At 47.0% G+C, this 12,467-nt stretch carries 9 protein-coding genes; 4 read left to right on the top strand and 5 right to left on the bottom strand.

Going from position 1 to position 12,467, the window contains the following annotated elements:
* Positions 1-200: 200 nt before the first annotated feature.
* From CRP01_RS34260 to CRP01_RS34240, 5 genes are all read right to left on the bottom strand, one after another.
* Complete coding sequence (locus tag CRP01_RS34260) at positions 201-2,228, bottom strand: hypothetical protein (protein WP_099154599.1); 2,028 nt, start codon at positions 2,226-2,228, stop codon at positions 201-203.
* Between the two features lie 2 nt (positions 2,229-2,230).
* Positions 2,231-5,014, bottom strand: a complete 2,784-nt coding sequence (locus tag CRP01_RS34255) for an IPT/TIG domain-containing protein (protein ID WP_099154598.1) — start codon at positions 5,012-5,014, stop codon at positions 2,231-2,233.
* Between the two features lie 48 nt (positions 5,015-5,062).
* On the bottom strand, positions 5,063-6,664 hold the full coding sequence (locus tag CRP01_RS34250) for a PKD domain-containing protein (protein ID WP_099154597.1): 1,602 nt from the start codon (positions 6,662-6,664) through the stop codon (positions 5,063-5,065).
* Between the two features lie 323 nt (positions 6,665-6,987).
* Positions 6,988-7,785: a LytR/AlgR family response regulator transcription factor gene (locus CRP01_RS34245; protein WP_099154596.1), complete on the bottom strand. Its 798-nt coding sequence runs from the start codon at positions 7,783-7,785 to the stop codon at positions 6,988-6,990.
* Between the two features lies 1 nt (position 7,786).
* The gene (locus CRP01_RS34240) at positions 7,787-9,712 is read right to left on the bottom strand and encodes a histidine kinase (RefSeq protein ID WP_143473659.1); all 1,926 of its coding nucleotides are present in this window, start codon (positions 9,710-9,712) and stop codon (positions 7,787-7,789) included.
* A 422-nt stretch (positions 9,713-10,134) separates the two neighbouring features.
* On the opposite strand from CRP01_RS34240, the gene CRP01_RS34235 reads away from it, so the two are divergent.
* The 4 genes from CRP01_RS34235 (at position 10,135) to CRP01_RS43100 (ending at position 12,246) form a co-directional block, all read left to right on the top strand.
* Complete coding sequence (locus CRP01_RS34235) at positions 10,135-10,662, top strand: CARDB domain-containing protein (RefSeq protein ID WP_099154594.1); 528 nt, start codon at positions 10,135-10,137, stop codon at positions 10,660-10,662.
* Between the two features lie 6 nt (positions 10,663-10,668).
* Positions 10,669-10,983 carry a T9SS type A sorting domain-containing protein gene (locus CRP01_RS43535; RefSeq protein ID WP_099154593.1) on the top strand — a complete coding sequence of 105 codons (315 nt, stop codon included), beginning with the start codon at positions 10,669-10,671 and terminating at the stop codon, positions 10,981-10,983.
* Positions 10,984-11,175: 192 nt separating this feature from the next.
* Entirely contained in the window at positions 11,176-11,868 is a 693-nt protein-coding gene (locus CRP01_RS34225; RefSeq protein WP_099154592.1) for a hypothetical protein, read from the top strand.
* Positions 11,869-12,024: 156 nt separating this feature from the next.
* Positions 12,025-12,246, top strand: a complete 222-nt coding sequence (locus tag CRP01_RS43100; RefSeq protein WP_233752813.1) for a hypothetical protein — start codon at positions 12,025-12,027, stop codon at positions 12,244-12,246.
* Positions 12,247-12,467: the final 221 nt, after the last annotated feature.

Here is a 12,467-nt window from a genome sequence, read left to right as displayed (position 1 = left end):
GGTTTAGTTTTTATTTTTGAAAGCCGAGGCTATTCGCCTCGGCTTTTCGTATTTCTAGTTGTGCACGAAGAGATATGGGACACTCACCGAAGTGACTATTTGCCATATCCTGAATATGCTGAAGTATTAGGTCCTGCTTTAGTCCGTACTGTAAGAGACGAGTTCTACTTACGCTCCCAAACCAGGCCCATGCAACGGACCTACTCCCGCGATTGCTGCATCCTCAGATCAAACGCATCGATGTCCAATTTCTCCACCCGTAATTGTCGGAATTGAGCGTTGATCTGCGTATTTCTTTCGCGTATCATCGTAGCGTTAGTCGATGTGCGCGGAGCGGTCGTTTCTTGCCCTAATACATATACTTGGTTGATGCGCTCCCGGGGAATTCGCTCTAGTAGTGTTAAAAACGAAGCAGCAAATTGCTGACGTACAAACACTCCACGGAATTCGTTTTGGAATTTCCCTTTCGAATAGATCACCAGTAGATTGCGGATAGGATCAATCAGGATATCAATATCCCGAACCAGCTGGGGAATTTCCGACTCCAGTCCCGGACATTTTAGCGAACGACAATCTAAAGCGGAATAGCTGGCTGTCATCTCGATGGTATCGCATTCGGAAAGCAGTGCGATTACCTTGATCTGAATGCGAGCTTTATTAGCGTACGGTTCAATCAAGTCGGGGTCAGCCAGAAAGGAATTGCCCAGCTGATTGGCGGGTAGCTCATCATTCTCATCGAAAAACCGTAGGCTAATGTTGGTTCCATTGCGCTCTATGCGAACATGCTCTTCTACGAAACTGCTTTGGTCCGTTAGCGGAAGCATTTCACAGTCTGCGCAGGGTGTCCCAGCATAAGTTCGTTCTAGCTGGTAGAACACCTGATAGTTCAACTCCAGGGGCTGCGGGAATCCGATACGTTCTCCCGTGACGGAAGAATAAGAAGCCTGCAGCACCTGAATATCATGTCCGTAGGTGCAGTAGGTCGGAACAATACCGGTGGTCAAGCAAAAATCAACGATATCAAAGTTAGCCCCCTGCTTACGCACATCAAACACAACGCGCTCTTGAGGAGGAGGCTCGCAAACGGGCAGCCCTCCATTTTCCGTGTATGGATTAAAGAGGTACTCGCTCGAAAATCCCGGGGAGAAACCCCGAAAATAGTGCTTAGCCACATCAGCAGGATGAATGGCCAGCCATCCTGCGGGTAAGCCGTCCTCGGTGCCATTGATACTTACAGGGCCAATTCCCGGAAGATCTACCGTAACCCCATCGGTGTCATCCCATTTCCAAGGGGGGCTGGCCAGGCTTTCCCCGTAATCGCCGATGAACTGGCCGCTGCTTTCTTCAAAAACGCGGTAACTGGCACGCGGACAACGCTTATTCCACAATCCAGCCGTTTCATCAAAAATAGAGATGAGGGCGTACTTTCCGTAAAGAATATCCTCCGCTGCGTATTTCGGATCGGCGGGCGCCACACGCTCCCCTTTGGTAGGAGAATAGATAACACCATCTCCATCAATGCGGTATTCAGGCTCGGCCTTAAGTCCGTGTCCCCGAGCTTCCTGGGCGGTAACGGGATGCGGCAATCCATCTTCGGCGAGGGTAGCGAATTGTAAAGTACCATCTTGATCTTCATTGACACTTCCCTGTAAACTGCTCCCAGCCGGAATAAAAGAATAGAAGCTGTTATGCGCCACCGTCACGATACTCTGCAAGGTTCCAAAAGTCGTACCATCCTTATGAACGATGGCCAAGAGGCCTTCCATATCATTCTCGTGTTCTACTTTTTCGGGAAAAAATTTCGCAATCTGCCCTTCGACGGAGCTTTCTCCGGGACACTCCCAGTCACGGGGGTGGTAAAAGGCGTAGACAATGTACCAATGGGATGCGGTCTCTACCACAGAATAATAGCAAACAGGCGATATATCGTGGTTTAATCCTCGCTTGAGATTTTCCCAATTGTTGGAGGTGTCCGAATCTCGATCGAAGTCAAAGGCGGTGATGAGATCCGCTCTACCCTGCAGGCCGTGCTTGCAGGTCCTGCGAACCCAGTTCCAAGGCAACCAACCGTTACTGTGCTTACGAGAGTCGATATCCTGGTGATGAATCGGCGCCCAACGAAAAGCAAGGTCAGCTTGAAATTCCAGATCTGAATCACAAGGGTAATTTTGCGCTGCAAGGTCCCACATCAAACCCGGTAAAAAGAAAAAAAGAAATAGATACTTCATAACTAGTTGTTGTTTTGTGGAAACTCATTGAGATCGTTCATCTCTTGGTTCCAAATGTTTAAAATACGCTCGGCATAGCGGATAGCACCGGCGCGATTAGGGTGCCCGGCGGAAGCCCGTATACATTTGAATTTCGCCATTCCTCCCAGGCCAGCGCTTACACATAGCACTTTTCGATCTTCGGCTACGCCGCCGGAGGCACTTTCGTCTGCTGCATCAAGAGCAGGTGGCCCTTTTACTCCCCATACCAGTGCCTCCGGAGCAAAAATCGCGTGTTCGTCCGTAAATTCCGGATCGGCAAAGAAGGCCACCGAAGCTGCATGTGAACCGTTAAATTCATCAATTGCCCGTCGAAGACTTGCATGAGCCTGTCGATGTAAAACTCGCGAGCGATCCGTAAGATGGTCATGTAGCTCAGCAGATAAGGCCACGCCTGCAACGATGCCACCGGCTCCAGCTACCATTACCGCGGCACCCACCGTTGCGCTTACACCGGTACCGATCAGGTACAAACTGATGAGTGCTCTGTCACTCTGGGGACTAACGATCTTAAAGTAACCCGTCACAATGATCTTCGCATTGGGAAAAGTGTTGTGAACCCTATCGAGCAATTGTCCCATACGCCCGTAGCAAAAGGACTCGATATCTCCCCTAATATCGTCGTTACATAGTATCCGTTCCACTCCCACATCATTGATCCCCCCATCGAGCAGTACTAAACGTACGGCCTTAGGATCACCTCCCGCTTCCTGAAATAGCTGCACCTGCTGACCAATTGTGGGATTTCTGTCCGGCACCTCATGATTAGGATTTCCCTGCGTCCGCATATTCCAATGATCAGGGTCACCAATGTTAGCACCGGAGCGAGCGTATACATGACGATAGACACCTATTTGCCCTGCGCTTTCCTCCGCAATATGCCGTTCTACCAGCGAGGTGAATTTATATTCATCACGCAGTCCTTGCCCCCAAACGATAGAATCTCCAAGACATACAATTTCGTAGGTCCACAGCGGAATGGATAGTGCGTTGGAAGTTTCCCCCGTACCTAATCGCGCCTGTAGCTCCAGTAGTTCGGGATAGGCCACTTCGGATGAACGGTTGACGGTAAACCGCAACTCATTTTTACTAATGTATTGCACCTCTTGCCTATCGAGGTAGTGCCCGCCAAATAATAATGCTACTTCTTCACTAAAGCCGGTTCCGATTATGGCGGCCTCTTTCCCAGGGTAAAACTTAGCCCCAGCCCTCCATTTTTGATTCTGGGAATTGATTACATCCTGAAGAAAGGGCCGTAGCACGAAGCTGATCTTATTGGATCGAGTACCGTCTCGTTGGAGTATTGCTAAAGTAGCGGCTCCTCCTTCCACATCAGGCACCTGACAAGACAGCGTCGTATCGCTACTGAAAATCGTCTCGCAGGCTACCCCATTGAACAAAATGGTATCTGTCTGTGTGAAATTTCGGCCGTGCAAAGTAAGCCAATCCCCTACGTTACCATTAGACTGAGACAAGGTATGAATCGCCGGTGCTTGCAGCTGCTCTCGAAAGAGATCGGTGCTAATCCCAACCAATCGGACCGCATTTCGGCTACTCCTTCCCGGCTGACCGGAACTCCCCACAGCTCCATTAGTTCCCGGAGAGCCGGCACTGCCGCTATGGGCAAAGTCACCTGAGCAAGGATTACCAACTAGGTCATTCACATAGGCACCGCGAGGGCCACCGGCACCGGCCTGTCCTCCCTGGCCCCCCTGACCTCCTTCCCCCCCCTGACCAGCAGAGAAATCACCGAAAATATTCGCTGTATCAAAAGCTTGTAGGATGGATTGAGGAGCGTAAACTTTTAGGGTGCCGCCATCCCCTCCATCGCCACCAATACCACCACGGCCGCCCTTACCACCATTTCCGCCACGGCCACCGGTACCTGGACCGGATCGGCAAAATCTGGCACTATTGAGCCGGGCGGTTCTTCCTTGCCCGCCTCGACCACCGTCGCCACCGTCACCGCCTTTGGCGCCTTGCCCACCGTGCTGACCAGCAAGATCGAAAATAGCTTGGCCATCTATGTTCAAAGCCCACAACTCAATGTTTGGGCCGTCTTTACCTCTGTACCCAGTTGGTGCAACGGCTATGTTGTCCTCCCCATTACCGCCATTTGCGCCTTGTCCACGTAGATAAAGACTTCTCGTGCCTTCCTGGCCATGTGCTGCCTTAGGAGGCGCTGCGGGCGGTGCCAATGGCTCCCGAGCCCAGGTGAAGGTTACGTTCTCACCGATGGTAATTTGCTCTGCAATGATGACTAAATCCCGGTATGCCTCCGCAAATACTACGGTGGTATTATCCGCTAAGTATAAATGCTCTGCTACCCAGTAGGCGGTATGGATCGGCAACATTGTAATCGCTTGCTGAGACAGCAGCGCATTTCCTATCTGCAGATGGTTGTTCCGATCAAAGCGCACAGGAAAAGGCCTGGTTTTAAGGCGCTTAGCTTTTCCGTCAAAACGCACGACATCACCGGGGATTCCAGTGGGGCGGTAGGCGTTAGAAAACGAAACCTCTCTACTAGAAATCACCCCTCGGATATTAGGAAGAACGACTCCCGGACTGGGTGTGATAAGCTCTTTCAGCTGCATGCCCCCTAACCCACTAATCGTGGAAATCCCAATCGTATTGAGTGCTATACGATGCTTTTCGAGGCACCCACGATCCGGAGCCAACATCCGGCCTGGTTGCCGGGTCGGCTTCAACTGCAGACTTCGATTGCGAGGAAAAATGGTATATGACATAGTATGTTAATTTTAAAATCTGGTTAAATATTTGGGTAATCAATGGCACTAGCACCCCATGCTCTGAATAGCTCTTACTGCTATAATAGCGGTAATTACAGCCACAATGATGGCCATGAGCCAGTTGGGTAAGCTACCATTAGAATAGTAGAGTAAAATCAGAATGATGATCATCCCGAGGATGGCACCAACAAGCATCATAATTGCCGCCTCACACGGACAAATTGACAGCACAAATGCTCCAAAGAGCATGGTTAATTCGGTGGCGATCTCGCCTAGAGTAATCGTACGCGATAAAAGCCCCGGCAGGTTAACTTCTATTCCCCAACCCGTAGCGATAGCCACGATCCGGGCCGCTACGGCGATCATCAGCAAGAAAGCCAATAACCAGCAGGGGTTAAAAGTGATACAATTCCAAAATTGCCAGATGGAGTCGCATTCGCCGTTGGTACCGCCGCTGCCTTCATCACCAGTGGTGCCATCAGAATTGGTACTTGGCGTGGTAACCCCTATGCACTTACAGTCTGATGTGATCTTATCATTGGTTGTAGCCGGATTTCCGTCATCGCAGTGATCACCAACATTGGCCTGTAGTTCACTACAATTCAGTTCTTCAATATCTGTATCGGCACAGCCTGAGTCCACTTTCACTTGAACCTGCGTAACACAGTCACGATTACCTTCAACATCTACGGTTACGGTATATACCCCCGCAGCGGAAAAAGAGTGCCGCTGTGTCAACGCATTCGATTTTGCAATATCAACGCCTGGCGAGGTATCACCAAAACTCCAGTTGTACGAATAGACAGTACAAGTGTCGACAATTGGTAATGTAAATTCGTACGTACACCCTTCGACATGTACGACCTCAATTGCTTGGTGCAGTGGACACTCGCAATCCAAGAAGTTGAAGGAAGATATATTAGAATTTACCACGGCATCATTACATCCAGTAGCCATTACGTAGACGCGATACTGATCGTTTAGCTCTGCACAAGCAAATGTTTTCGAGAAGGCAAACTCAAACGGTGGCCCCGTACCAGACCAATTTATCTCCGTGGTGATAGGCGGTGTATCTGTGTTGATCGCTACCAAGGTGTAATTGAGGTTGTCGTAAGAGGGCTGACTGCCTTCAATACGACCACTAAAGCGTACTGTATAGGAGCCGTCTTCAAGGATCTCATTACAATCAATCGGCTGGTGGTCCAGCTTGATCTCCGGGCATTCCTGCTCAGAACAATTGCGTAGCGGAATTTCGATGTAAGCACTTTGCCCTGAACAGTCGACCGAAGTGCCATAACACTTATTAATCTCTATCCGAATAGTGCTACCGCAGCTTAGACATGCTAGCTGCTCCAAATTCCCCAATCGGACTGATTGTTCCCACACCCAGTCCTGATCTTCATTTTGAGAAATGTTGACCGTCTGAAATTTATCCCCGGTGCCGCAATACGTTATGATACCGCGTAGGTCTGTACACCCTTCAGGCACCCGTCCGCGCAGATGAATGACGTCCTCTTCGATGGTACTGCCACGATCGTAGCCAACGGATTCTATTGTAAAGCAGTCTGCCTGGCCGAAGAGTCCGCTATAACTTAATAGAAGACACAGGAAAATGGATACATGATTGAATTTTACAAAGAAAAACATAGGTTGATGATTTGATGTATTTATTGGACATAAAGGTCCCAGTGAATCCAGTGACGGATTCTTAAAAAATGCTAGTATAGTAGTAGTTTGTTAATGCAAAGATGCGACTACTCTATTACTAGAAAAAACACATAATCATCTGAATGCTAAAACATTAGATAAGCTAACCTATTAAAAGGTCATCCTCCTATAAATTAATCGATGGTCTTAATGAAACCCAGTATATCAGCCTTGATTTTCAAGCTACCACTCCTATTCCGTAGAATACCGACCAATTAAGGTAGATCAGCGGTAGATTTGATGATTCCGGCTGTTGCTCTGTACTAGCGGATGGTTCGTAGGGTAGTCAGAAAGTCTTGCATTCTATTGATGGCTACTTGCAATTGCGTACCATTGGAAAGATGCACCATACGCTGCGTGCTATGCGTTTCGACGCGCACAACGTGGTTCAGGTTAATAAGATATTTATTGTGGATCCTATAAAATACGTGGTGGGATCTGAGGCGATCAGCGGTTCTCCCGAGCCCGTCATTAATATGTATGTATTTATCGGCGGTTTTGACCCCATAATACTCGGGTTGATCTACGAAAAGTTTAGCGTGATCCCCATCGGATTGGAAATAAATAATGTCATCATTCCGAACGAAGATATAATCTGTGCTGTCCTGGAAGACGGTCCATTTTATGGATGATCTGCTGGTCACAATGGATAAATCGGTTCCTGCTTCTGAAGGCTCCTGTACTTGTAGTTGTAAACTTTTTTGTAACTCGACCCGTTTGACAGCCTCAATAAGTCGATCTCCATCAATGGGTTTTGGTAAGTAGTTGGCATTCCTTATTCCAAATGCTTCGACGGCATTGGCATGATCCTCGGACGATGTAATAAAGATCACAAAGAAATCAATCTCACCAATGATTTTTAGCAGCTCAAATCCGGTCAGTCCTGGCATACGAATATCCAGGAAAACAATATCCACCTCCTCACGTGTAATGGTCTTCAGGGCTTCCAAGGGGGTAGAGCAAGCCGCGATAATTTCTACTTGCGGACAATAATACTTTAAATCAGTAGTCAATGTTGTGAGGCTATCTTTTTCGTCATCGACGAGTATGGCGGTGAGCATATCATTTATTTTTTGAAGGGAGGATAATTTCAACGGTAGTCCCCAGTGGATTTCCACCCTTATCCACCCGGTCAATTATAATTTGTTGTATTTCAAACTGCGCTAATCTGGCCGCGGTGGTTTTGATTCCAATGGATTCGTTTTTTGTTGAGTTTTCTTTCAAACTACTTGTCATTGCCCGGCCCACTCCATTATCTTCTACCACACATTTAATGCCGTCGGCTATTCGGGTTATTAAGATATCAAGTTTTTTTTTGGTACGCGGTACCGCTAGCCTTTGCCATTCTAACTCCTCTACACTTCGCAAACCATGGGTAATAGCATTTTCCAGGTGGGGTTGCAAGACCAAGGGCGGTATCAGGACCTGATTAGTATCAATAGTGTTATCCACGCTGATTTCGCTTTCAAACTCACCGCTAAACCGGAGGTGTTCGATCTCCAGGTAAGTTTTGGCCCATTCTAATTCTTGCCGCAACGTAATTTGATCTTTTACAGAAAACTCAATAATCTCCCGGAGCAGGCGCGCAAATTTGGTCAGGTAACTGACGGCTCGTCTATTTTTCTCTTCTTGAATTAGCAGCTTAATCGAATTGAGGCCATTGGAAATAAAATGTGGTCGCATACGAGCAGCTAAGGCGGCCCGCTCAGAGGCCATTTTATCCTTTCGCAGTAGGTTTTCTTTATACGCTAATCCTATAAAAAATATTAGAAGGTCCAGTAAAACCCCCAACTGCGGATAAATGAGCGGTTCCTTAAAAACCGAGTTGGATTCAGCCGCTGGAGACAGGCCGAAATGCTCTATTCCAAGACCTACTAAATTAGCAAATATCAAAATCATAGTGCCGCCCAACACAATTTTGATCAAGATACTCTCTCTTGCCGTTCTAAATAGATGGAGGATATACAGTAGAGCCAAAAATGCTAGAAAAATACGAAACACAAGGGAAGCGATAGTGACGATTTGGTTACCAAAAACCAACAGAACCACCAATGACAACAGGGTAAATATCCCCATAACCTTACTACCCAGAATAGCTCTTCTATACCAGGTCGGATTTACCTTTTTGACATCCAGAAAATATTGAATAAAAAGCGCATACATGCTATACATGAACATAGAAGTCGCGATCTCCACAAAGTAATACCAATCCGTGAGGTAAGAGAATACAAAATTAATCCCATAGTAATTAATTTCAAGCTCCCGTAAAAAATATAAAAATAATGCAAATGTGTAACCGGAATAATACAGATAAGCATAATCCTGATTATACCTCCATTTTATCAACGTAAAAAAGGTCATAAAAATCACTATAGCAAGGAACGCAATAGTAAAGGTGTAATAACGAAGTTGGCCTGTATGCTCTTCCTGCAACTTGACATACAATGAACTCTTAGAATACACCTCCACTGAGAAGTCAAGTGTATCAGCTGCAAACACGATAGAGGCTAAATCCTGACTCCTGGCAACAAATAAAACAGAATCTTTAGGCACTAAGGTGATGGGGAACAACATGGGATTATTCCATTCCTTGTTACGGTCGTTCGTTAAAACCCCACCTCTTTGAGGAGCTGCCGTAAGATGGGGATGAATGGCAAATAATGCCAGCTTATCGAACTCATTAAAACCAAGGAATGCCTCCACCGTATCAGCGGATGTGTTCTTTACGGTAAACTTTGACCAATAGGTATAGAATGGCTTTATAAAATGATGAACTACGAGTTGATCTTGTGGTAAGAAATCGGAAGTCAGCACCTCCTCTAAGGTCGCTGTGTTAGTACTATCCACTCGAACAGATACTGGCGATACGTAAAGTTGGCTTTGCTGCGTCCCAATCTGAAAACTTGGAATTGATTGGCTAAAACCAGCAATTGCCTTTAACAAGGCTATGGTTCCAATAAACAAGTATTTAACCCTCAGTGGTTTCATCTTACAAGTATAGTCACTTGTCAAATGTAGCCATTAACACCGATAAAATTTTTACAAATGGATATTCTCCCGGATATCATCTGTAGCTTCCTTAAATCTCCGGTTGTTTTCCTACTAAAGTGTATAAAGCAGATCGGGTATGGGTTGTTAGTATGGCAAAGAATGGGCTCATTCTTAATGAACGCAAATGAAGTTTTGCGTTGATACATTGGGAAAAATTGTATCAAAAACGTGCTACTTACGCATAAACTCATGTAAAACTCTTTTATGAGCTCGTAAATGGTTTTCTCCCTACTCCTAGCTCAATCTAAAATACTAAGTGACAATCAAAAAAGTAAGCGTTATTAAATAGGAAGCTATTGCACACTAATGATGAAATTTAATTTAATTCTATTGTTTAAACCACCTCCTTTTGCGGTGGTTTGAACAATAGAATCAACAATGGTAACGCCCCGGCCGGAGCTTCCACGCTGCGCTACTATCTATCCATCGATGAATCCTTCGCCACGGCAGTTTACGAAGTGGGTAATGATCCGGTGGGTATTTTGTTACCCGGCGGTGCCAGTAATGAAAGCATTACCATAGATGTCAGCACGGTCGGCATCCCGGCCGGCGCTTACTTTATTGCTTACTTCATCGATGCGGACGGTGTGGTAACGGAAAAAGACGAGACCGACAATGGATTTTACTGGACCTATCCCCAGGTAACAACAAGTTCTACCGTTTGTCAAGACATCGATCTGATACAGGACGAGACTCTCCTCACTAGTACTCACGTATTCAGGGCACAGAACACAATCACCGCCTACGATGTCGTCTTTACGGGGTTCAGTGCAAGTTACCACGCCGGGGAATCCATTACATTCGGAGCCGGTACGCATTTCTGGGAGAGGTCAACCGTGGTGGCAAAAATTGCGGATTGCACCCCTGTGCCTCCAACGGCGGCTTAAACGCCAATAGCAGTTGAACGGCCAGAGCAGGAAGTCATCCCGACGCAGACCTACCCGGGACCGATCGGATTAAAGGCCTATCCCAATCCGTTTAATCGTCGGACCACTATAGAATACACATTGTCAGATCTGGGCGAGGTATCCTTGCATCTTTTCGATCTATTCGGCAGTAGGCTCCGGACCATCGAAAGTGCCATTGCCCGAGATAAGGGCTCCCATCGTGTGGAATTGGACGCCACAATACTGGCTGCCGGAGCCTATATGTTGGTAGTCCAACAGGTAGGAGTACGGGAAAGTATCCGTCTGATAATAGTGCGGTGATAGATTTCCGGAATTTCGGTAAAAATGTCCCAGTATTAGGGTATTAGTGTTTGAACGGCATTCCTAAAAAATCATGATAATTCCTAAACATGTGCAGTGGTCTTAAGAAAAAATAAAAAAAAGTGATTTCGGGGGACAATAGAATGAATGGTTCCACTAAAGGATCAATATCATTCATTTAAACCTAATATCATGAAAAAACAATTTCTACTTAGCCTGCTTTTCATTCTGTTTTTTGCTGCTCAAGCTGCCATTGCTCAACAAAGCGGATCGCAACCGGTATCTAATCAAACCGTTACCGGTTATCCAGTAGGCGTGGCCCCACAACCGATACAATACCCAACGGTCAATATGCCAGGTCAACCACCGATTCCAGCTACACCTCCTGCCGGAACCTACTATTACCAGCAGCAGCAGCACGCACCGGTAATGGTCCCAATTTTCTCCGGCACGCCGATTGAACTGGAAACCATCTATCCGCTGAACGGGAAGCAGTTAAGCCAGGGACAGACCGTGGATATGCGGGTCAAGTACGATATCATTGTAAACGGTTACAAAGTCATTAGTGCCGGCGCTCCGGCCCGGGTGGTCGTCAGTGCAGTGGAAAAGAGTAAAATGTTCGGTAAAGCCGGGGAGATTCAGCTTCTACCCCAGTATGTGCAGACTGTGGACGGCCAATTTCTTCCCGTAAGCGGTATGCCTTCCAATTTTGAAGGGAAAGGCCGCAAAGGGCTAGCCTGGGGCGGTGTAGCCGCTGGTGCACTGACAGGAGGTATCGGTTTTCTGGCTTTGCCCTTCGTGAAAGGGAAACAGGCGGAAGTACCGGTTGGCACTACCCTAATGTGCAGTGTGTTAGGAGAGCGGATGATCCCCGTGATTCGGTAACATGGGGGATATTGCAGCCTAATTTACTTACCCTGATCTGAACATGAGTTATCCCGAATTTTGGCCTAGGCTGAAATTCGGGATGCTTATTTTAGGAGGAAAAGGAAATGCCCCTTGTATATTTGGGTATCTGACCACACCAAATCACAAGGGGCTATGTTCAAAGAACGTTTGCAAGATAAGTTAAATCAGGAAAGTGCACCAAAAGCATCACAATTTTTACTGTGTCAGGTTGCTGCTTATTTATCTCCACTAGATCAGGTACTGGATCGTCAACTGGACAAACGCCTGGTGCGTACCTTTTTCGATCTGTTCGTTTCCATTCTTATTTTTCGTCACAGTAAAATGGGGCTACTCCTGAGTGAGTTGGGTGCTTAATATCTGTGGTCCGGCTCACGCTCCGGCCGGTACCAAACGGATCAGCAATTTACTACGGTCTAAAAAGTGGACGGCATCGGTAGTTGATCAGTTCTTATTCGAGCGTACCCGGTTTTAAGTGGACGGCCGTCATGCTGTCGGCTCTTGGGAGTGTGCCCAGTGTATGCCAGATGAGTTGGTGGACCACCCGGGGTAAATTTAAAGAAGATGGCCCCAGCATT

This window comes from Flavilitoribacter nigricans DSM 23189 = NBRC 102662, from assembly GCF_002646595.1.
Classification (GTDB): Bacteria; Bacteroidota; Bacteroidia; order Chitinophagales; family Saprospiraceae; genus Flavilitoribacter; species Flavilitoribacter nigricans.
The sequence above is the reverse complement of the archived record's forward strand: the minus strand, read 5'-3'. Positions and strand labels throughout refer to the sequence as shown.